This is a genomic window from Streptomyces sp. NPDC003284, assembly GCF_053589675.1.
Window position 1 is genome coordinate 1 of record NZ_JBSFSI010000023.1, and the last position, 20,427, is coordinate 20,427.

Genomic DNA, 20,427 nt, shown 5'->3' on the forward strand with positions numbered 1-20,427 from the left:
GGCGACCGCGACGCCGTACGCACCCCCATGCAGTGGACCCCCGACCGCAACGCCGGCTTCTCCTCCAGCGACCCCGGCCGCCTCTACCTCCCCACCATCATGGACCCCGTCTACGGCTACCAGGTCACCAACGTCGAGGCCTCCATGTCCTCCCCCTCCTCGCTGCTGCACTGGACCCGCCGCATGATCGAGATCCGCAAACAGAACCCCGCCTTCGGACTCGGCACCTACACCGAACTCACCTCCTCCAACCCCGCCGTCCTCGCCTTCCTCCGCGAAGCCCCCCCGAACGGGGAGGGAGGGGACGATCTGGTCCTGTGCGTGCACAACTTCTCCCGCTTCGCCCAGCCCACCGAACTGGATCTCAGCGCCTACGACGGACGGCACCCGGTGGAACTGATCGGCGGGGTCCGCTTCCCCGCCATCGGTGAACTCCCCTATCTGCTGACCCTGGCGGGACACGGCTTCTACTGGTTCCGGCTCAGCAGAGCCGCATCCCGGATCGGCCGACGAGTCTGACCGTGGCCGAGACGAAAGGAGGCGTGACCATGACGAAGACCGCATCCCTCCAGCCGAGCAGCGCGGGCGTCGCCGACCCCATGGCCTCGCTCGGGTCGCTGCTGCGCGAATGGCTGCCCGGCCAGCGCTGGTTCGCGGGCAAGGACCGGCCCGTCACCGACCTCAGGCTGCTGTCGATGACGGAGCTGTTCCCGGGATGTCTGCATCTGCTGGTCCACGCCGAACACGCGGGCGTCGGCGCCGGGAGCGGAGGCGTCCCCGCCCCGGCCGGCATCACCGCGCCGCCGCCCGCCGACTGCTACCAACTGCTGCTCGGCGTACGGCGGGAGCTGTCCCCGCGGCTGCACCGCGCCTTCATCGGCCGGCCCGCGCAGGGGCCGCTGGCCGGACTCGCGGTCTACGACGCCCTGTGCGACCCGCGCTCCGCGCAACTGCTCCTGGAGCGGCTGCGCCACCCGGGCAGCGCGGGCCCTCTGCGCTTCGAGGCCGATCCGTCCGCGCTCATCCCGGGCGGCCTCGCTCCCCGGCTGCTGGACGCGGAGCAGTCCAACTCCTCCATCGTGTACGGCGACGAGTTCATCCTGAAGGTCTTCCGCCGGATCCAGGCCGGGGTCAACCCGGACCTGGAGGTGCCGTGGGCGCTGGCCCGGCAGGGGTGCGGCCGGGTGCCCGCGCCCGTGGCCTGGCTGCGCACCAACCAGCCGGAGGACGCCACGCTCGGGGTGCTCCAGCCGTTCCTGCCCGACGCGTCCGACGGCTGGACCCTGGCCCTGCGGGCGCTGGCCGCCGGCGACGACTTCACCCCCCAGGCGCACCAGTTGGGGCAGGCCACGGCCGAGGTGCACCTGGCGCTGGCCGACGCCTTCCCGACCGGCGGCCACCGGGAGGTCGCCCGCACGGCGGTGGCGATGACCGAGCGGCTGGACGCGGCGGCGCACAGCGTGCCCGCGCTGCGGCCGTACGCCGCCCGGCTGCGCACCGCGTTCGCCGCGCTGGCCAGTTGCGACGCGGGCCCGCCCGCCCAGCGGGTGCACGGCGACCTGCATCTGGGCCAGGTGCTGCGGGCCGGACGCGAATGGTTCGTGATCGACTTCGAGGGCGAGCCGTCCCGTCCGCTCGCCGAGCGCCGTGTCCCCGAGTCCCCGGTGCGGGACGTGGCGGGCATGCTGCGCTCCTTCGACTACGCCGCCCGCCAGCGCCGCCCCTGGCGCCCGGAGTGGGCGCGCCGCTGCCGGGAGGCGTACTGCGCCGGTTACGCCTCCCGGGCCGGCTGGGACCCCCGTAAGAAACACGCCCTGCTGCGGGCCTACGAGACGGACCGTGCCGTGTACGAAGTGCTGTACGAGGCCCGGCACCGTCCCGACTGGCTCGCGGTACCGATGGCGGCGATCGAACGTCTCGCCGTGAGAGGAGGCTGAACCGGTGGCACTGCGCGACACGTCACTGCCCGAGCCGTCCGGTCCCGTCCCGCCCCCGGCGGAACGGACCGCGGCGGCGCCGCCCCTGGACCCGGGCGAGCGTGAGCGCCTGCTGTCCGGGGCGCACCACGATCCGCACGCGCTGCTCGGCGCGCATCCGGTACCGGGCGGGACCGCCGTCCGGGCGCTGCGCCCGTTCGCCCGCGCGGTGAGCGTACTGACCGCGGGAGAGCGCGTCCCGCTCTCCTCCGAGGGGGACGGGCTGTTCTCGGCCGTCCTGCCGAGCGCCCGGATCCCCGAGTACACACTGCTCGTCGAGTACGAGCAGGGGGAGCACGAGGTCCACGACCCGTACCGCTTCGTGCCCGCGCTCGGCGAGCTGGACCTGCATCTGATCCGGGAGGGGCGGCACGAGCAGCTGTGGCGGGCGCTCGGCGCCGAGCCGATGACCCACCAGGGCGTCGAGGGCACCCGGTTCACGGTGTGGGCGCCCAACGCCCGCGGGGTGCGGGTCGCCGGGGACTTCACGTACTGGGACGGCACCGCGTTCCCGATGCGCTCGCTGGGCGCGGCGGGTGTGTGGGAGCTGTTCCTGCCGGGCGTCGGCGAGGGCGCGCGGTACAAGTTCGAGATCACCTCGCAGTACGGCGGCCGGTTCCTGAAGGCCGACCCGATGGCGCGGCGCACCGAGGTGCCGCCGGACACCGCCTCGGTCGTGACGGCCGCGCATCACGAGTGGGGCGACGCGCGGTGGATGGCGCACCGCGGGGACACGCCCGTGCACGAGGCGCCGCTGTCGGTGTACGAGGTGCACCTGCCGTCCTGGCGCAAGGGCCTGACCTACCGCGAGCTGGCCGAGGTACTGCCCGCGTACGTCAAGGACCTGGGCTTCACCCATGTGGAGCTGATGCCGGTCGCCGAGCACCCCTTCGGCGGCTCCTGGGGCTACCAGGTGACGTCGTACTACGCGCCGACCTCACGGCTGGGCTCACCGGACGACTTCCGGTACTTGGTCGACGCCTGCCACCGGGCCGGGATCGGCGTGATCATGGACTGGGTGCCGGCGCACTTCCCGAAGGACGACTGGGCGCTGGCCCGCTTCGACGGGGACCCGCTGTACGAGCCGGGGAACGCGCAGCGCGCCGAGCACCCGGACTGGGGCACCTACGAGTTCGACTTCGCCCGTACCGAGGTGCGCAACTTCCTGGTGGCGAACGCCGTCTACTGGTGCGAGGAGTTCCACATCGACGGGCTGCGGGTGGACGCGGTCGCCTCGATGCTCTACCTCGACTACTCGCGCGACTCCGGGCAGTGGACGCCCAACCAGTACGGCGGGCGCGAGGACCTGGACGCGATGGCGTTCCTCCAGGAGATGAACGCCACCGTGTACCGGCGGGCGCCGGGTGTGGTGACCATCGCCGAGGAGTCCACCGCCTGGGGCGGGGTGACCGCGCCGACCGACCGCGGCGGGCTCGGGTTCGGGCTGAAGTGGAACATGGGCTGGATGCACGACTCGCTCCAGTACATGAGCAAGGAGCCGGTGCACCGCAAGTACCACCACCACGAGATGACGTTCTCGATGGTGTACGCCTACAGCGAGAACTACGTGCTGCCCATCTCGCACGACGAGGTGGTGCACGGCAAGCGGGCCCTGGTGTCGAAGATGCCGGGCGACTGGTGGCGGCGCCGCGCGGACCACCGGGCGTACCTCGGCTTCATGTGGGCCCACCCCGGCAAGCAACTGCTCTTCATGGGGCAGGAGTTCGCGCAGGGCGGGGAGTTCTCCGAGGAGCACGGGCCCGAGTGGTGGCTGCTGGAGGAGGGCAACTGCTCGGCGGGCGACCACCGCGGGGTGCGGGACCTGGTGCGGGACCTCAACACGGTGTACCGGGACACCCCGGCGCTGTGGCAGTGCGACACCCGCCCCGAGGGGTTCCGCTGGGTCGCCGTGGACGCCGCCGACGACAACGTCTTCGCGTTCCTGCGCCTGGACGCGGCGGGCACTCCGCTGCTGGCGGTGTCGAACTTCTCGCCCGTGGTCCGCGAGGGGTACCGCCTGCACGTGGGCGGTGACGTCACCGCCTGGTCGGAGGTGCTGAACACGGACGCGGCGCGCTACGGCGGCAGCGGCGTCACCGCACCGGAGCCGGCCGGGACCGAGGACGGACACGTCCGTCTCACCCTGCCGCCGCTGGCCACGCTCTGGCTGGCGCCGCACCCCGGCTGAGCCGTCCGGCCGGACACCCCGGCGGTGCCGCGGGGTGTCCGGCCGCCGTCCGAGGGCACCGGGAAACGTACGACCCGGCGCCCCGCCGGTGTCGCCGCGAGAGAAGGGCGGCGCGAGGTGCGGACGGTGGGAGTGGAGGAGGAACTCCTCCTGGTCGACCCGGACAGCGGCGAGCCGCGGGCGCTGTCCGGCGCGGTGCTCGCCCGGGTCGAGGCGGACGGCGCGGACACGGACCAGGACGTGTTCGAGAAAGAGCTGTTCGGGCAGATGCTGGAGTTCGCCACGCATCCGCAGACGGACATGGCGGCGCTCGGCGCGGAGATCGTGCGCTGCCGCCAGGAGGCGGCCCGGCACGCCGGGGAGATCGGCTGCGCGGTGGCCGCGCTCGCCACCTCGCCGCTGCCGGTCAGCCCGACCATCACCATGAACCGCCGCTACCGGTGGCTGGCCGACCAGTACGGCATCGCCACCCGGGACCAGCTGGTCTGCGGCATGCACGTGCATGTGGCGGTGCATTCGGACGAGGAGGGCGTCGCCGTCCTGGACCGCGTCCGCCCGTGGCTGCCCGCGCTGCTGGCGATCAGCGGCAACTCGCCCTTCTGGCAGGGGGACGACTCCTGCTACGACAGCTACCGCAGCCGGGTCTGGGACCGCTGGCCCTCGGCGGGTCCGACCGAGCTGTTCGGGTCGGCGGAGCGCTACCACCGGCTGGTCGCGGACATGGTGGCCACCGGGGTGATCCTCGACGAGAAGATGGCCTACTTCGACGCGCGGCTCTCCGAGCGGTATCCCACGGTGGAGATCCGGGTCGCGGACGTGTGCCTGCGCGCGGGCACGGCCCGGCTCGTCGCCACGCTCGCCCGCGCGCTGGTGGAGACCGCCGCCCGGGAGTGGCGGGCGGGCGGCGCACCGCCGGACCACGGGGTGAGCCTGCTGCGGCTGGCCGCCTGGCAGGCGGCGCGGACCGGGCCCCGGCAGGAGCTGCTGCATCCGCTGACCATGCGGCGGCTGCCCGCCGGGGCGGTGCTGCGGGATCTGCTCGGCCATGTCGCCGACGCGCTCGCCGACGCCGGTGACCTGGACGCGGCGCGGGAGGGGCTGGACACGCTGTTCGCGCAGGGCAACGGCGCGCGGACACAGCGTGAGCTGCTGGAGCGCACGGGGAGCCTGCGGAAGGTCGTCGCCGCGTGCGTGCGCCTCACCCAGGAGTGAGACGGCCGCGCGGGACGCTCAGCGGATCAGGACCAGGGCGTAGCCCAGCAGGCCCACCGCGATCAGCAGGACGAGCAGCAGGATCAGGGTGAGCGGGGTCGCCGCCCAGCCCCGGGAGGTGGCCCCCGGCTCCCGCGGCCCGGCCTCGGGCATGCTGCTCTCGGCGGGCGGTGTCTCGCCGGGCGGCACTCCGCCGCCCGGTTCGAGCCCGGTCGTCCGGTCCGGGTCGGGATCTGGATTGACGTAGCTCATGACCTCCGGGTCCCCACTTCCGCCCGCCCGGACGCGCGGCTGAGACGGGCGCCACGGGATGCCCACGCGTAGCCCCGGCACCCACGGGAACTAGACAGGAGGACGAAGGGAAGGACCGTACGACGACGCCCTGCGCACGCCGGGCAGGGAAGGCGAGATGCCAACCGAGCCGCATGGGGACGACACACTGGCCACCGAGGGGATACCGAGCCGAACCGCCCGCTTCGCGGGCGAGCTGCACCATGTGACGGGTGCGCGCCTCGCCGCGGAGGAGTTCCTGGACGATCTGGCGCGCCGGGCCCTGCCCGCGGCCCCCGAGCACTGGGACGACATCCTGCTGGTGGTCACCGAACTGGCCGCGAACGCCGTGCAGTACGCGCCGGGGCCGTTCGTGCTCTGTCTGCGGCGGACCTTCGACGGGGTGCATGTGACGCTGAGCGACACCAGCACCACGCCGCCGGCGCCGCGCCCGTTCCATCCGAGCCGGGGCGGCGGCGGGATCGGCTGGCATCTGATCCACACGCTGAGCGACCAGGTCAGTGTCGTGGTGACCGGCCAGGGCAAGGACGTCCACGTCTTCCTGCCCTGGTGAACGGTCGTCCCGGCCCGGATCCGCCCCGGGCCCGTTGGGGATCCTCAGGCGGGGTCGGGCTCCCGTGGCGGCAGGCCGTGGTAGTACTCCCCCACCCGGGTCAGATAGTCCCGGTCGAGGGTCTCGCTGTCGGTGCGGAACCGCGGCGCGTCCTTGATCTCCGCCCGGGAGCAGGCCACTTCGACCCTGCGCCCGGCCGGGTCGACGCGGCTCACCACGCCCGCGGGGACCAGCGCGCTGCGGCCGAACACCCACACCCCGGTGTCCACGACCAGGTGCCGCATCCCGAAGTGCTCCGCCTCCCGGTCCACATGGCCCACGGTGCCGTCGGCGGCGACGACGGTGAATCCGGTCAGGTCCGTCTCGCCGGTGCGGCCGGCCTCCGCCGGGTACGCCCAGATTCCCTCGATGGTCACGCTGCCCTGCCCCTTTCGCTCGGTGCTTCCACAGCAGCAACTACCCTGCGCCGACGGCGGCATTCGACGACCCGGGTCCGGGACCGGCACGTATGGCCGCCCGGTTCGGGGGTAGGCGCGGGTGCGCAGTCGCCCTTCGATGGAGGTACCCGTGTCCCATGCCCAGAACCCGCTGACCGTCGAGGTCACCCTCGTCCGGGAGGACGTCGCCCTGCTCACGGTCGAGGGGTACCTGGACGTCGACACCGCGACCGAGCTCCAGGCCCATCTGGCCAACCAGCTCCACCACGGCCGCCGGCACTTCCTGCTCGACCTGAGCGGGGTGCCCTTCATGGACTCCTCCGGCATGAACATCGTCCTGCGCGTCTACCAGGAGGTCCGGCGGCTGCCGGGCAGCGTGCACGTCATCGCGCCCGCACCGGCCGTCCAGCGGATCTTCGACCTCACCGGAGTGAGTCTCACGGTGCCGGTCTCGCGGACCGCCGAGGAGGCGCTGGCGCTGGTCGACGCACCGGTGGAACGGTCGGCCTGAGACCCGCGGGGGCGGGCCCCGCCGGGGCGTCCGGTGCGGCCGGTGCTGTCGTTACTGGTGCGCGGACGGCCCGGTGCGGGCATGGTGGTGATCGACACGTGTGTGCGGGCGCCGTGCCCGGCCGGCGGGAGGAGGCCCGGCGGCACGGCGGGAGCGACGAGGTGCGAAAGCAGCGATCCGGGGGCAAGCGCTCGACGCCGCGGCACGCCGCCGGAGCCGCAGAAGGGAAGAGACACCGTGACACGACCCAGGATCCTGGTGGTCGGCGCAGGTTTCGCCGGAGTGGAGTGCGTCCGCCGTCTGGAACGCACCCTCTCCCCCGGCGAGGCCGACGTCACCCTGGTGACGCCGTTCGCCTACCAGCTGTATCTGCCGCTGCTGCCCCAGGTCGCCTCCGGCGTGCTGACGCCGCAGTCGATCGCCGTCTCCCTGCGCCGCAGCAAGAAGTACCGCACCCGGATCATCCCGGGCGGCGCCGTCGGCGTGGATCTGAAGGCCAAGGTCTGCGTCATCCGCACCATCACCGACCGGATCGTCGACGAGTCCTACGACTACATCGTGCTGGCCCCCGGCAGCATCACCCGCACCTTCGACATCCCGGGCCTGACCGATCACGCGTTCGGCATGAAGACGCTCGCCGAGGCCGCGTACGTCCGGGACCATGTCATCACCCAGCTCGACCTGGCCGACGCCAGCGACGACGCGGCCGAGCGGGCCGCGCGGCTCCAGTTCGTGGTCGTCGGCGGCGGGTACGCCGGGACCGAGACCGCGGCCTGCCTCCAGCGGCTGACGCACGCCGCCGTCAAGCGCTACCCGCGGCTGGACCCGGCGCTGATCAAGTGGCATCTGATCGACATCGCGCCCCGGCTGATGCCCGAGCTGGGCGACAAGCTGGGCCGTGCCGCCCAGGAGGACCTGCGCAGGCGGGGCATCGAGATCTCGCTCGGGGTGTCCATCGCCAAGGCCGGTCCGGAGGAGGTCACCTTCACCGACGGGCGGGTGGTGCCCACCCACACCCTGATCTGGACGGCGGGCGTGGTCGCCAGCCCGCTCATCGCCACCCTGGGCGCGGACACGGTCCGCGGGCGGCTCGCGGTGACCGACGAGATGTGCCTGCCCGGGTACGACGGGGTGTTCGCGCTCGGTGACGCCGCGGCCGTGCCCGACCTCGCCAAGGGCGACGGCGCGGTCTGCCCGCCGACCGCGCAGCACGCGATGCGCCAGGGCAGGCGGGTCGCGGAGAACGTCGTCGCGGCCCTGCGCGGCGGGCCGATGCGCCGCTACGAGCACAAGGACCTGGGTCTCGTCGTGGACCTGGGCGGGGCGGACGCGGTCGCCAAGCCGCTGGGCGTCGAACTGCACGGGGTGCCCGCCCAGGCGGTGGCCCGCGGCTACCACCTGGGGGCGCTGCGCACCAATGTCGCCAAGGTCAGGGTCGCGACGAACTGGCTGCTCAACGCGGTCGCGGGCGACGACTTCGTCCGTACCGGCTTCCAGGCCCGCAAGCCGGCCAAGCTGAAGGACTTCGAGTACACCGACGCGTACATGACGGCGCAGCAGGTGCAGGAGTACGTCGAGAAGGCGCGTCCGCGGGCGCTGTGACGCCGCGCGGGCGGACATCGGCGCCGCGCACGGCCGGGCCGCTCCGGGCGGTCCGGCCGTGGCGTGCGATGCTGGAGAAACGGATCATCACGAAGATCCACGGCAAGGTCCACGGGGATCGGGAGAGAGTACGGCGGCGTGAGTGCAGCGGAGGGGTCGCTCGGGACACGGCTCTGGGATCGCGTCACGGCGTCCGATCCCGGGCTGCTGAGGCTGGCCGCGGGGTCGCGGACGGCGGGATCGATAGCGCTGACCCTGGCGGTGCTGACCGCGCTGCGGGTGCCGGTCCCGCATCTGGTGGCCGGGGCGATCGCCTCGATGGCGGCCACCTTCGCCATCCGGGAGAAGCAGCGCTCCCAGCAGGCGCTGACCCTGGCGCTGGGGCTGCCCGTGGCGCTGGCCTCGGTCACCCTGGGCGCCCTGCTGAACTCACGGGTGATCGCCGGTGACCTCTTCTTCGTCGTCCTGATCTTCTGCGCGGTCTACAGCCGCCGCTTCGGCGACCGGGGCAACGCGCTGGGCCTGATCGGCTTCCAGATCTACTTCATGTCGCTGTTCGTCGGCGCCACCGGGCACACGCTGCCCGCGCTGTTCGGTGTCGTCACGATCGCGTTCGCGGCCAGCGCGCTGGTGCGCTTCGTGATCGTCTACGAGACTCCGGCGGGCGTCCTGCTGCGGCTGCGCGAGGCGTTCCGGGTGCGGCTGGCCCAGTTGGTCTCGGCCCAGCTGGAGCTGCTGGACGCCGGGCCCGAGGACGCCGACAAGGCCCTGGAGGCGGTGCGCGAGGGTACCGCCCGGCTGCACGAGACGGCCCTGATGATCCAGGGCCGTCTGGAGCAGGGCACCTCCGACGAGTCCGTGGCCCGGCTGGTGCAGCGGCGCATCGCGGGCGCCGAGATCTCCGCCGAGCGGCTGGGGCTGCTGCTGCTGACCGCCCGCAGCAGCGAGCGGACCGACACGCTCACCCTCCATCTGCCCGGCGCGCCCGTCCCCTCGGGCGGCCGCGAGCCGGTGCGGGAGGAGGCCACCGACACACTGCGCCGGGATCTGCGGGCGCTGCGCATGCTGGTGCTGCGGCCGGTCGGCGAGGGCGGCGGCACCGCCATGACGCATGTGCGCAACCGGCTGCTCGGCTACCGCGACGAGGAGAACCTGCCGGCCGCCTCGGCGGCGGTGCAGGACGTCTTCCGCGGTATCGGGGAGGCCGCCCGCGCGGTGCTGGGGCTGCGGGTGGCGCTCGGCGGGCCGCAGGACGAGTCCGACGACTCCCCGGCCACCACCCGCTCCCGGGAGGAGCTGGACGCCGAGGACGCCGCCATCGAAGGCGCCGAGGCGGGCGAACAGGAGCTGGAGGAGCCCGCGACCGGGCTGCGCCGGCCCACCACCCGGGCCGCGGTGCAGGTGGCGCTGGGGTCCGCGCTGGCCATCGTGGGCGGTGAGTTCCTCTCCAGCCAGCGCTGGTACTGGGCGGTGCTGACCTGCTGGATCGTCTTCATCAACACCTCGTCCACGGGCGAGATCCTGGTCAAGGGCTACCGCAGGCTGCTGGGCACCGTGCTCGGCGTGGTGGCGGGCATCGTGCTGGCCGGGCTGGTCGGACCGCACACCTGGCCGGCCCTGGCGCTGGTGCTGCTGCTGGTGTTCGCGATGTTCTACACGGCGCCGCTGTCGTACACGCTGATGTCGTTCTTCGTCACGGCCGCGCTGGGGCTGCTCTACACGCTGCTGCACACCTACAGCCTGTCGGTGCTGGTGCTGCGCATCGAGGAGACGGCGCTGGGCGCCGCCTGCGGGATCATCGCGGCGGCCGTGGTGCTGCCGGTGCGCACCGACCGCCGGACCGACGAACTGCTGGGCACGGTGCTGGAGCGGCTCTACGACGTCACGGGCACCGCCGTGGACCAGCTCAGCGGCGGTCCGCAGGCGGATCTGCTGGACCAGGCGCGCGATCTCGACCAGGCGCTGAGCGATCTGCGCGGCGCGGTGCAGCCGCTCACGCACCCGATCACGCCCCTGCGGGCCCGGCGCGACACCGCGCAGTACCTGCTGGCGCTGCTGGAGACATGCGCGTACCACGCGCGGTCGCTGGCCGCGACGGCCGAACTGCTGCCGACGCATCCGTCGATAGCCGCCGATCCGCGGCTGCGGCAGGCGTGCCGCCGGATCACGCACAACATCGCGGCGCTCACCGCGCACGTGGCCGACGAGCCGGACGCCCCCGAGATCGAGACGGGTCCGAGCATCGCGTCGCTGCTGGAGTCGGGCGGCACGCCGGGCACGCCCCGCTACGGCCGGATCACCGACCGGGTGCTGCGGCATCTGCAACGGCTGGACGAGGGAGTGGTGGGCCTGGCCCGTCCGCTGGGCGTCCGGGTGCCGACGCCCAAGCGGTGAGGCGGGTCCGGGCGGGTCAGAAGTCCGTGGGCAGGTCGCTGGCGGCGGCGATGCCGCGCAGTTCCTCGGTCTCGCGGTGCCGGTCGCGGATGTAGTCGGCGATCTCCGTGAGGCGGGCCGGGTCGGCGGCGGTGGTCGCGTCGGTCACCACCCGGACCGGGCCGGTCTCCTCGATCTCCAGGACGACCAGCTCGTTGTCCAGCCGACCGGTGACCGCGGTGGCGATGACCAGGGCCGCCTCGTCGCGTATCTGCTGGGGCAGGCCCTGCGTCTGCGGCCCGTCCAGCGGGAAGTCCGCGGTGGGCACGCCCTGCTCCCCCTGTTCGTGGATGGCGCGCAGCACCGGGTCCACCACGGTGAGCAGGAGTTCGTAGTCGTCCTCTGGCATCCGGATCCGCAGGAGGTCGAGGTACACCTCCACGGCCCGGTCGTCGGGCGGAAACTCGTCTTCGCTCATTTGCTCCGTGTTCCCCGCCCGGCGTCTCTCAGACCCGGCACCTGCGATCGGCCGGTGCCCGCGCAGGCGCGCCGGGCGCACTCGCGCCACCTCCGGGCGCGGGGGTGCGCCGGGCGGTGGCGGGGGTGCGCCGGGCGGGGCCGGCCGGTCAGTACGCCTCGGGCCGGGGCCTGGCGGGGCGGCGGCCGGTCCGCTCGGTGAGCACCTCGTCGCGGACGCGGGCGCAGCTGCGGCTGATCAGCCGGGAGACGTGCATCTGCGATATGCCGAGGCGGTCGGCGATCCGGCTCTGTGTCATGTCCTCGAAGAAGCGCATATAGAGAATGGCGCGTTCGCGCTCGGGAAGGCGGCGCAGTCCCTCCTTGGCCGACTCCCGGTCGACGACGACGTCGTAGGAGGAGTCGGCGGCGCCGAGGGTGTCGGCGAGGCTGTAGCCGTCGGCGCCGGAGGACATCTCGGCGTCCAGGGACAGCGTGCTGAAGCTCTCCAGCGCCTCCATGCCGGTGCTGACCTCCTCCTCCGTGAGCCCGGTGTGGGCGGCGACGGCGGCGAGGGTGGGCTCGGGGCTGCCGGGGTGCTGGGTGAGTTCACGGCGCGCCACGCGCACCTTGTTGCGCAGTTCCTGGACCCGGCGGGGCACGCGCAGCGCCCACATGCGGTCCCGGAAGTGCCGCTTCACCTCGCCGGTGATGGTGGGGACGGCGTAGCTCTCGAAGGCCCCGCGGTCCGGGTCGAAGCGGTCGATGGCCTTGACCAGCCCCAGTGCCGCCACCTGGCGGAGGTCCTCGATGGATTCGCCGCGGTCGCGGAAGCGGCCCGCGATGCGGTGTGCCATGGGGAGCCACGCGGTGGCGAGCTCGTCGCGCACCGCGTCGCGTTCGGGCCCGTCCGGCAGCGCGGTCAGGCGCCGGAAGAGGGCCTCGGTCTCGGGTGCGTCGTCGTGCGGCCGCCGGGCGGGAGCGGCCTGTTCCTCAAGAGTGCGGGAACGGCTTGCCGATGTGTCGATGAGCATGCGGATTCGCTCCTGAACGGTGGTTTCAGGGATGTACCGCGGGAGGCGGGGAACTGCCGAGCCGACCTGGAGGGCCTCGGAGCAGCCATGCCGCTCCCGCTGGCGCGCCTCCGGTCCGAAGCACGGGGTTCCGTCTGCCCGGGGGCGGGAGGAACAAACTCCGCTTCTCCCGGATTCTTCGCGGCGGGCGGTCCGCACCGCCGCGGCGCAGCCCGGACCGGCCCGTCCGGGCGGGTCAGGTCAGCTCAGGTCAGGTCAGGTCAGGGAGACCATGGCGCTGATGCACTTGCCGCCCGAGGGCAGGTCGGACACCTGGACGTCCCGGGCCAGCCTGCACACGATGGGCCAGCCGCGCCCGCCGCTGCGGTAGCGGCCCTGCCGGTCCAGCGGGGTGCGGGACACCGGGAGCCGGTCACTGCGGTCGCTGACGCAGACGCGCACGTCGGGTCCGACGACATCGACATGGAAGTCGGTCACCCCGCCGCCGTGCAGGATGGCGTTGGTCGTCAGTTCGGAGGCGACGAGCTGGGCGTCGGACACGGCGTGCGCGTCGCACGGCGGATGGCCGGCCCGGCAGCATTCGGTGATCACGTGCGCCACTTCCCGCCGGGCGTCGGCCGGGCGGCACGGTCCGAGGTGGTCCGGGGCGGAGGCGGGCTCCGCGACGGGGGTGGTCCGGTGCTTCTCGCACATCTCCTCGCTCCCTGTGGCTGACGGCGGAGGCTCACGGCCTCTCTGATCCGGCTAGCCGCTGTGTGCCCGGTCAAACATCCGTGCGGGACGGCGTACGCCGGGTGAAACCGAGTGAAACCGGTCACTCGACCCGCTTCGGGCGCGGGAGCACGGTCCGCGGTGGTTTAAGGTTCATCCATAAGCGGTGACGGGGTCGACCCGGCTGAAGTCCCCCGTACATCGCCGCATACGGCCCTGGCTGGTCTCCCCCGTCCAGCCAGGGCTTTTTCATGTCCTCGTCCGCCGAGGTGCCCGTTGCGCGCGCAGCCGCCGACAATGGGCTGAGGCCCTGTCGTCACCTCCCCGCCCGCCGCACCGGCCCCGGACCCGGGTACCTCCGGTACGCGGGCCGGGTCACGGCACACCGGGAGCACGCACGCGGAGGCGGCGACAGGACCCAGGCACACGCGCCGATCCGGACACCACGGCGAAGGGCCAGGGGCCATGACCAAAGCGATAAAACTCCTCACCGCGCTCCCCCACAAGCAGCGCGAACGCCTCATGGAAGTCGCGCGGGAGGTCTCCTTCCCGGAGGACACCCGGATCTTCGAGCCGGGTGGCACCGCCGACCGCTTCTGGGTGATCAGGTCCGGCGCCGTCCACCTCGACCAGCAGGTCACCCCCACCCGCCGGGTCACCGTGGCCAGCCTCGGCGCGGGCGACCTGCTGGGCTGGTCCTGGCTCTTCCCGCCGTACGAGTGGGACTTCGGCGCCGAGGCCTTCAGCCGGGTGCGGGCCTACGAGTTCGACGCCTCGGCGGTGCTGGCCCTGTCCGTGGAGGACCCGCTGCTCGGCCTGTCCCTGGTGCGCACCGTCGCGGAGATCCTCGCCCACCGTCTGGAACTGACCCGGGGCAAACTGCTGGAGCAGTACACGATCCCCCGGCGGGGCCTGTAGCGCGGCGCGCCGCGCGCCTCAGATCCGGTAGCGGCGCAGCGCCGGTACGGCCGCCGCCAGGGCCAGCATCAGGACGACGACCAGGAGCCCGCCCCCGGCGACGGCCGCGCGCGGCCCGAAGAGCGAACCGGCCGTGCCGTGCAGCACGTCGGCCAGGCGCGGTCCGCCCGCCACCACGACCGTGAAGACGCCCTGCATCCGGCCGCGCATCTCGTCGGTGGCGGCGGACAGCAGGATCGCGCCGCGGAAGACCATGGACACCATGTCGGCGACGCCCGCCACGGCCAGGAACACCACCGCGACCCAGAGATTGCGGCTCACCCCCACCCCGGCGACGGCCAGGCCCCAGGCGGTGACCGCGCCGATGACCATCCAGCCGTGGCGGCGCGCCCGGGAGAAGGTGCCGGAGAACAGGCCCCCGGCCACCGCGCCCAGCGGAATGGCCGCGAACAGCAGGCCCAGCGCGAGGCCCTCGCCGTAGGGGGCGTAGGTCTCGGCGGCGAGCTGCGGGAACAGGGCGCGGGGCATGCCGAAGACCATGGCGATGATGTCCGCGAGGAAGGACAGCAGCAGCACCTTGTGCCCGGAGATGTAGCGGAAACCGGCGGCTATCTCCCGTACCCCGGCGCGGCGCTGGGCCGGGGCCGACAGGGGCGGCAGCGCCGGCAGCCGCCACACCGCCCACACCGTGGCGCACAGCGCCACCGCGTCGATCAGATACAGCTCGGGCAGCCCGATCACGGGTATCAGCGCACCGGCCAGCAGCGGTCCGGCGACCAGGCCGGTCTGCATGACCGTGGAGCTCAGCGCGTTGGCGGCGGGCAGCTCCTCCTCGGGGACCAGCCGGGCGATGGAGGCGTTGCGCGCCGGGGAGTTCAGCCCGAAGAACGCCTGCTGCGCGGCGAGCAGCACCATCAGCACGGCCACCGAGTCGAGCCCGGTCAGGGCCTGCGCCCAGAACAGCAGCGAGGTGACGGCGATCCCGCAGTTGGTCACCAGCAGCAGTTTGCGGCGGTCCACGGTGTCGGCGACGGCGCCGCCCCACAGCGCGAAGACCACCATCGGCACCAGACCGGCCAGGCTCGCGTAGCCGACCCAGGCCGAGGAACCGGTGATGTCGTAGATCTGCTTGGGCACGGCGACCGCCGTGAGCTGGCTGCCGACCGCGGTGACGATGGTGGAGGACCACAGCCTGCGGTAGGCGGGGATGCGCAGCGGACGGGTGTCCATGGCCCAGCGGCGCCAGCCCCGCCGGGCCTGCCCGGCCGGGCCGGGGGTGCCGTCGGCGTGGGCCGGGCTGCTGCTGTCGGTGCTCTCGCTGGTGTCCACGGGGTTCCTGGTTGCTCGTTACATCTTTCTGTCCGGGTTCACTATCGCAGCACAGGCCGTGCCGTTCGCACCCGTCCGCGGTACGGCCGGGGCCGCGGACACGGCCCCGGCGGGCCGATCCGGCCATGTGCGGATCGTGCGAAGGTCCGGCGGGTGCCGGGCGGGGCGCCGTTTGACGCGGCGGCGGCGGGTGACCCGACGGCGAGCACATACGGCCCGAGACACGGACTACTTTCGATCGCAGGTGACTTTTCTTCATGGAGAACTGGCGAGAACACTCCGCGTGCCGCCACGAGGACCCCGACCTGTTCTTCCCGATCGGCACCACCGGTCCGGCACTGGTGCAGACCGAGCAGGCCAAGGCGGTGTGCCGGCGCTGTCCCGTCCGTGAGGAGTGTCTGCGCTGGGCGCTGGACACGGAACAGACCATCGGTGTGTGGGGCGGGACGAGCGAGGACGAGCGGCGCGCCCTGCGGCGGCGCCGTGCCGTGGCCCGCCGCCGACAGGGCTGACCGCCCGGCCGGTACGACTACTCCCCCGCCGGGGAGGCCGCGGACCACGGGTCCCCGGCCTCCCCGGTGCGTACGCCGTCCCGCGCCCCGGGCTCCGTCTCGTCGGGGGCCGCGGGCAGCCGGAGGGTGAAGACGCTGCCCGCGCCCGGTTCGCTGGCCGCGGCCGCGGTCCCGCCGTGGGCCTCGACCAGCTGACGGACGATGGCCAGGCCGAGACCGCTGCCGCCGGTGCGGCGGCTGCGGGACTTCTCCGCCCGCCAGAACCGGTCGAAGACGTGCGGCAGGTCGTCCGGTGCGATGCCGGTGCCGGTGTCGGCCACCGTGAGGACCACCGTGCCGCCCTCGCGGTGCGCGGCCAGTGCGACGGTGCCGTCCGCAGGCGTGTGGCGCACCGCGTTGGAGACCAGGTTGCCGAGCACCTGCCGCATGCGGACCGGGTCGGCGTCCAGGCAGGCGCCGTCCGCGCGGTCGGTGCGCAGCGTGACCCCGGCGGCACGGACGGCGACCCGGTGGGCCGCCGCGACCTGGTCGAGCAGGTCGCGAGCGACGAGCGGCTCCCGGTGCAGGCGCAGGGTACCGGCGTCGGCGGCGGCCAGGTCCTGGAGGTCGTCGATGACCCGCTGGAGCACCAGCGCCTCGTCGTGCAGGGAGGACAGCAGGGCGGGGTCGGGGTCGACGAGGCCGTCGCGGGCCACCTCCAGCCAGCCGCGGATGTTGGTGAGCGGGCTGCGCAGTTCGTGCGCGATGTCGCTGACCATCGCCTTGCGCTGGGCCTCCAGGCGTTCGCGGCGTTCGGTCAGCGCGTTGAACGCCTGGGCGAGCAGCCCGGTCTCGTCCCGGGTGGTGACGGGCACCCGTACATGCTGGTCCGGGGGCTGGCGGGCGGCCTCGGTCAGGGCGCGCAGCGGGCGCACGAGCCGGCCGGCGACCACGGCGGTGACGGCGACCGTGACGGCCAGCACCAGACCGGCGGCACCGATGATCTTCGCCTTGTTGGCGGGCGACATGACGAAGCGGGTGGCGGCCCGGTCCCCGCCGCCCAGGAAGAGCTGGGCGGCGGGGGCGACATAGGGGTCGAGCTGGTCCCGGTAGGCGTCGTCGGCGCACTGCTGCGCCTTCTGCTGGGCCTTCTGCCAGCCCTCCCGCCGCTCCTTCGCGGTGGCATCGCCGCCCGCTCCCAGGGCGCCCTTGTAGAAGTAGCGGACGGCGGTCCTCGGGACGAGGTAGCGGCCGACGGGCCCGGGATCGAACTCCAGGGCGCCGAGGTCCGGGTCCAGGCCGGCCCGCCCGACGCAGGCGCGGGCCCGCCGGGTCACGTCGTCCAGGGCCCTGCGCTCGGTGGCCGTGGGGGTGTTGAGGGCGCCGTCGGCGCACTCCTCCGGCACCTCGGCGACACCGCGGGTCCCGTCGTCGGAGACCAGGTAGGGGCGTCCGCCCGGGGTGTACCGGACCGTGGTGGGCACGCCGTTGGCCGCGAAGCAGCTCCGGCGCTTGACCGCCACCTGGTCGAGCTGCCGGCGTTCACCGGCCGGCAGCGCGTAGGGGCCGACCGCCCGCGGGTCGATCCCGCTGAGCTGGGCGCCGCGCTGGGTGTAGGTGTCGGTGTGCAGGGGGTCGACGGTGGCGGCGGGGCTGGGCGGCAGCGGGCTGCCGGGCGGCGCGGAGTCGGCGACCAGGGTGCGGTCGGCGGTGGTGAGGGCGACCCGGCGGCCGGTCTGCGCGGCGAGCCCGCGGACGGTGGCCGCGACGCCGCTCCAGTCGCGGTGGGTGGCCGCGTAGCCGCTCAGCCGGGCCAGGATGGCGACGTCGTCGGCGAGGTCCTGGCCCTGCTCCTGCCGCAGGGCGCTGGTGGTGGTCTGCACCGCCAGCCAGGCGGTCGCCGCCACCGAGCAGCCGGCGATCAGGACGGAGGCGACCAGCAGCCGCACCAGCAGCCGTTTGCGCAGCGGTATGCCGCCGCCCGGCCCGGCCTTCTTCCTCACGCCGCCGCGCTGTTCAGCTTGTAGCCGACACCGAAGACGGTCAGCAGCCGTACCGGGCGGCGCGGATCGGCCTCCAGCTTCTTGCGCAGGTTCATGATGTGCACGTCTATGGCCCGTTCGGTGGAGGCGCGGTCCAGGCCGCGGGTGTGGCGCAGCAGTTGGTGCCGGGTGAAGACCCGGTCGGGTTCGCCGACCATGGCGAGCAGGATCTCGAACTCGGCCGGGGTGCACACCACCGGCCGCCCCTCGCACCGCACCTCGTGCCGCACCGGGTCGACGGCGAGCCCGGCGGCGCGCAGCACGGGGTCCTCGCGCCGCTCGGCGGCCCGCCCGCTGCGGCGCAGCACGGTTCGTATCCGCGCCATCAGCTCGCGGGGGCTGTACGGCTTGGTCATGTAGTCGTCCGCGCCCAGTTCCAGGCCGAGCAGCACGTCGTCCTCGGTGTTGCGGGCGGTGAGCATCAGCACCGGGACGTCGTCGTCCCGGCGCAGTTCCCGGCAGACCCCGAAGCCGTCGAGCACCGGCAGCATGAGGTCCAGGACGACCAGGTCGGGCCGGTGCAGCCGGGCCGCCTCCAGGGCGGCCCGGCCGTCGTGGACCACGGTCGCGGTGTGGCCCTCCAGCAGCAGGGACCGGCGGATGAGTTCGGCCTGCATCTCGTCGTCCTCGGCGACCAGCACATGTGCGCACACCTGGCGGATCCTAAGCGGTCGGCGGGCCGGGGACGGCACGGCGGTGGCGGGTGATCATGTGTCGACCATGGCCGACACATGTGAGGAACCCGTCAGGTCCGGCCGTCCGGCGTCCTCGGACCCGCCGCCGTCAGGGGGCGGCCGGCTTCCCCGCGGTCTCCAGCCAGGTGCGCATGAGCGTGCCCAGGTCCTTGCCGGAGATCCGCTCGGCGAGCGCGGTGAACTGGGCCGTGGTGCCGTGCCCGCCGCGGTGGTCCGTCGCCCAGGCGCGCAGGATCCGGAAGAAGGCCCGGTCGCCGACGGCCCGGCGCAGTTCGTGCAGGGTCATGGCGCCGCGGGCGTAGACGGGCGTGTCGAAGATGTTCTCGCCGCTGCCCGGGTCGCCGGGCGGGAAGGCCCACAGCCGGTCGGTGGCCGGGCGCGCGTACAGCGCGTCGAACTCCTGCTGGGCGCTGTCGCCGCCGTGCTGCTCGGTGTAGAGCCACTCGGCGTAGGTGGCGAAGCCCTCGTTGAGCCAGATGTCCTGCCAGCGGGTCAGCGAGACGGAGTCCCCGAACCACTGGTGGGCGCTCTCGTGGACGAGGGTGGAGAGGTCGGGCGCGGAGTCGTACAGGGGGCGGGTCTGGGTCTCCAGGGCGTAGCCGACGTCCGGGGCGTGGTCGACGATGGCTCCGGCGGCCCTGAACGGGTAGGGGCCGAAGAGTCCGCTCTCCCAGTCCAGGACGGCGGGCAGTTGCCTCACCACGGGCGCGGCGGCCTTCGCCTCGCGCGGGTCGACGGCGTTGTAGACCCTGATCCCGCCGCGGGTGGTGAACTGCTCGACGCGGAACTTCCCGATGGTGGCGGTGGCCAGATAGGCGGCCATGGGTTCGCTCTGGCGCCAGCGGTAGGTGGTGCGGCCGTGGGCGGTGCGGCTGCCCAGGAGGACGCCGTTGGCGACGGCGGTGTGCCCCTGCGGGACGGTGAGGGTGAAGTCGTACGACGCCTTGTCCAGCGGGTGGTTGTTCGCGGGGAACCAGGTCATGGCGCCCTGGGGTTCACCGGCGACGAAGGCGCCGTCGTCGGTGGGGATCCAGCCGTCCGGGGAGCCGTCGGGGTCGGTGACCGGGCCGGGGGTGCCGCTGTAGGTGACGGCGACCTGGAAGCGGTGGCCGGGGCGCAGGGCGGTGCGCGGGGTGACGACGAGTTCCTGGCCGTCGCGCCGGTAGGACGCCTTGACGTGGTCGACGCTGACCCCGGTGACCTTCAGGCCCTTGAGGTCGAGGTCGAAGCGGGTCAGCCGGGCGGTGGCGCGGGCGGTGAGGACGGCGGTGGCGTCGAGGTGGCGGGCGGCCGGGTCGTACCGCAGCGTCAGGTCGTAGTGGGAGACGTCGTAGCCGCCGTTGCCGGCGAGCGGGAAGTACGGGTCGCCGGCGCCGGGTGCCCCGGCCGCGGCGGGGCGGGCGGGTGCGGTGCCGTGGGTGACGGGTCCGGCGGCCGCGGGTCCGGCGGCCGCCAGCAGGGCCGCGACGGCGACGGGGACGGTGGCGGTCACGGCGCGGGGGACGGGCTGCTTCCTGGGGGGCGTCACGGTTCTCCTCGGAGGATGGGCGGCGCATGATCAAACGCCCTCAGGGTAGAGCCGGTACGGCGCCGGTTCGCCCTGCCGCG

General features: G+C 73.5%; 19 protein-coding genes. 10 read left to right on the forward strand and 9 right to left on the reverse strand.

Features of this window, described 5'->3' with window-relative positions:
- The 4 genes from ACWDYF_RS32015 to ACWDYF_RS32030 form a co-directional block, all read left to right on the forward strand.
- Nucleotides 1-519 (forward strand): alpha-glucosidase C-terminal domain-containing protein (locus ACWDYF_RS32015; protein WP_451584317.1); only part of this gene is annotated, 519 nt, incomplete at its 5' end.
- Nucleotides 520-548: 29 nt separating this feature from the next.
- On the forward strand, nt 549-1,937 hold the full coding sequence (locus ACWDYF_RS32020; RefSeq protein ID WP_381744651.1) for a maltokinase N-terminal cap-like domain-containing protein: 1,389 nt from the start codon (nt 549-551) through the stop codon (nt 1,935-1,937).
- Between the two features lie 4 nt (nt 1,938-1,941).
- A complete protein-coding gene (glgB, locus tag ACWDYF_RS32025) occupies nt 1,942-4,164 on the forward strand; it encodes a 1,4-alpha-glucan branching enzyme (protein WP_389472430.1) in 2,223 nt (740 codons plus the stop codon).
- A 117-nt stretch (nt 4,165-4,281) separates the two neighbouring features.
- Complete coding sequence (locus ACWDYF_RS32030) at nt 4,282-5,376, forward strand: glutamate--cysteine ligase 2 (RefSeq protein WP_389472433.1); 1,095 nt, start codon at nt 4,282-4,284, stop codon at nt 5,374-5,376.
- 18 nt (nt 5,377-5,394) lie between these two features.
- Here the strand turns inward: ACWDYF_RS32030 and ACWDYF_RS32035 are convergent, their stop codons facing one another.
- Complete coding sequence (locus tag ACWDYF_RS32035; protein WP_381744648.1) at nt 5,395-5,628, reverse strand: DUF6480 family protein; 234 nt, start codon at nt 5,626-5,628, stop codon at nt 5,395-5,397.
- Nucleotides 5,629-5,785: 157 nt separating this feature from the next.
- Here ACWDYF_RS32035 and ACWDYF_RS32040 point away from each other — a divergent pair, with 157 nt between their 5' ends.
- The gene (locus ACWDYF_RS32040; protein WP_037895259.1) at nt 5,786-6,220 is read left to right on the forward strand and encodes an ATP-binding protein; all 435 of its coding nucleotides are present in this window, start codon (nt 5,786-5,788) and stop codon (nt 6,218-6,220) included.
- A 44-nt stretch (nt 6,221-6,264) separates the two neighbouring features.
- Here the strand turns inward: ACWDYF_RS32040 and ACWDYF_RS32045 are convergent, their stop codons facing one another.
- Nucleotides 6,265-6,636, reverse strand: a complete 372-nt coding sequence (locus tag ACWDYF_RS32045) for a PRC-barrel domain containing protein (protein WP_389472437.1) — start codon at nt 6,634-6,636, stop codon at nt 6,265-6,267.
- A 151-nt stretch (nt 6,637-6,787) separates the two neighbouring features.
- Here ACWDYF_RS32045 and ACWDYF_RS32050 point away from each other — a divergent pair, with 151 nt between their 5' ends.
- The 3 genes from ACWDYF_RS32050 (at nt 6,788) to ACWDYF_RS32060 (ending at nt 11,164) form a co-directional block, all read left to right on the forward strand.
- Entirely contained in the window at nt 6,788-7,168 is a 381-nt protein-coding gene (locus ACWDYF_RS32050; protein WP_018568552.1) for an STAS domain-containing protein, read from the forward strand.
- A gap of 258 nt (nt 7,169-7,426) precedes the next feature.
- A complete protein-coding gene (locus ACWDYF_RS32055; RefSeq protein ID WP_199785687.1) occupies nt 7,427-8,770 on the forward strand; it encodes an NAD(P)/FAD-dependent oxidoreductase in 1,344 nt (447 codons plus the stop codon).
- A gap of 138 nt (nt 8,771-8,908) precedes the next feature.
- Entirely contained in the window at nt 8,909-11,164 is a 2,256-nt protein-coding gene (locus ACWDYF_RS32060) for an FUSC family protein (RefSeq protein ID WP_037895265.1), read from the forward strand.
- 16 nt (nt 11,165-11,180) lie between these two features.
- Here ACWDYF_RS32060 and ACWDYF_RS32065 read toward each other — a convergent pair whose 3' ends face one another.
- The 3 genes from ACWDYF_RS32065 to ACWDYF_RS32075 form a co-directional block, all read right to left on the reverse strand.
- On the reverse strand, nt 11,181-11,621 hold the full coding sequence (locus tag ACWDYF_RS32065; protein WP_018568549.1) for a hypothetical protein: 441 nt from the start codon (nt 11,619-11,621) through the stop codon (nt 11,181-11,183).
- A gap of 148 nt (nt 11,622-11,769) precedes the next feature.
- Nucleotides 11,770-12,633 (reverse strand): SigB/SigF/SigG family RNA polymerase sigma factor, encoded by an 864-nt coding sequence (locus tag ACWDYF_RS32070; protein WP_389472441.1) that lies wholly within the window; start codon nt 12,631-12,633, stop codon nt 11,770-11,772.
- A 255-nt stretch (nt 12,634-12,888) separates the two neighbouring features.
- Nucleotides 12,889-13,326, reverse strand: a complete 438-nt coding sequence (locus ACWDYF_RS32075) for an ATP-binding protein (RefSeq protein ID WP_018568547.1) — start codon at nt 13,324-13,326, stop codon at nt 12,889-12,891.
- Between the two features lie 483 nt (nt 13,327-13,809).
- On the opposite strand from ACWDYF_RS32075, the gene ACWDYF_RS32080 reads away from it, so the two are divergent.
- Nucleotides 13,810-14,262: a cyclic nucleotide-binding domain-containing protein gene (locus ACWDYF_RS32080; RefSeq protein ID WP_026252645.1), complete on the forward strand. Its 453-nt coding sequence runs from the start codon at nt 13,810-13,812 to the stop codon at nt 14,260-14,262.
- 18 nt (nt 14,263-14,280) lie between these two features.
- Here the strand turns inward: ACWDYF_RS32080 and ACWDYF_RS32085 are convergent, their stop codons facing one another.
- Nucleotides 14,281-15,591: an MFS transporter gene (locus ACWDYF_RS32085; RefSeq protein ID WP_381744643.1), complete on the reverse strand. Its 1,311-nt coding sequence runs from the start codon at nt 15,589-15,591 to the stop codon at nt 14,281-14,283.
- Between the two features lie 257 nt (nt 15,592-15,848).
- Between ACWDYF_RS32085 and ACWDYF_RS32090 the strand changes: the two genes are divergently transcribed.
- Nucleotides 15,849-16,103: a WhiB family transcriptional regulator gene (locus tag ACWDYF_RS32090; RefSeq protein WP_381744642.1), complete on the forward strand. Its 255-nt coding sequence runs from the start codon at nt 15,849-15,851 to the stop codon at nt 16,101-16,103.
- A 17-nt stretch (nt 16,104-16,120) separates the two neighbouring features.
- Here the strand turns inward: ACWDYF_RS32090 and ACWDYF_RS32095 are convergent, their stop codons facing one another.
- The 3 genes from ACWDYF_RS32095 to ACWDYF_RS32105 form a co-directional block, all read right to left on the reverse strand.
- Complete coding sequence (locus tag ACWDYF_RS32095; protein WP_389472445.1) at nt 16,121-18,085, reverse strand: sensor histidine kinase; 1,965 nt, start codon at nt 18,083-18,085, stop codon at nt 16,121-16,123.
- Nucleotides 18,082-18,777: a response regulator transcription factor gene (locus tag ACWDYF_RS32100; RefSeq protein ID WP_389472448.1), complete on the reverse strand. Its 696-nt coding sequence runs from the start codon at nt 18,775-18,777 to the stop codon at nt 18,082-18,084. Before ACWDYF_RS32100 ends, ACWDYF_RS32095 begins: the two co-directional genes overlap by 4 nt.
- A 130-nt stretch (nt 18,778-18,907) precedes the next feature.
- On the reverse strand, nt 18,908-20,347 hold the full coding sequence (locus tag ACWDYF_RS32105; RefSeq protein ID WP_389472450.1) for a M1 family metallopeptidase: 1,440 nt from the start codon (nt 20,345-20,347) through the stop codon (nt 18,908-18,910).
- Between the last annotated feature and the right edge of the window lie 80 nt (nt 20,348-20,427).

Bases quoted from the DNA above. Each gene is read 5' to 3' on its own strand.
- ACWDYF_RS32040 (WP_037895259.1), top strand. From the start codon at position 5,786: ATGCCAACCGAGCCGCATGGGGACGACACACTGGCCACCGAGGGGATA.
- ACWDYF_RS32080 (WP_026252645.1), top strand. From the start codon at position 13,810: ATGACCAAAGCGATAAAACTCCTCACCGCGCTCCCCCACAAGCAGCGC.
- ACWDYF_RS32070 (WP_389472441.1), bottom strand. From the start codon at position 12,633: ATGCTCATCGACACATCGGCAAGCCGTTCCCGCACTCTTGAGGAACAG.
- ACWDYF_RS32075 (WP_018568547.1), bottom strand. From the start codon at position 13,326: ATGTGCGAGAAGCACCGGACCACCCCCGTCGCGGAGCCCGCCTCCGCC.
- ACWDYF_RS32035 (WP_381744648.1), bottom strand. From the start codon at position 5,628: ATGAGCTACGTCAATCCAGATCCCGACCCGGACCGGACGACCGGGCTC.
- ACWDYF_RS32065 (WP_018568549.1), bottom strand. From the start codon at position 11,621: ATGAGCGAAGACGAGTTTCCGCCCGACGACCGGGCCGTGGAGGTGTAC.
- ACWDYF_RS32090 (WP_381744642.1), top strand. From the start codon at position 15,849: ATGGAGAACTGGCGAGAACACTCCGCGTGCCGCCACGAGGACCCCGAC.
- ACWDYF_RS32020 (WP_381744651.1), top strand. From the start codon at position 549: ATGACGAAGACCGCATCCCTCCAGCCGAGCAGCGCGGGCGTCGCCGAC.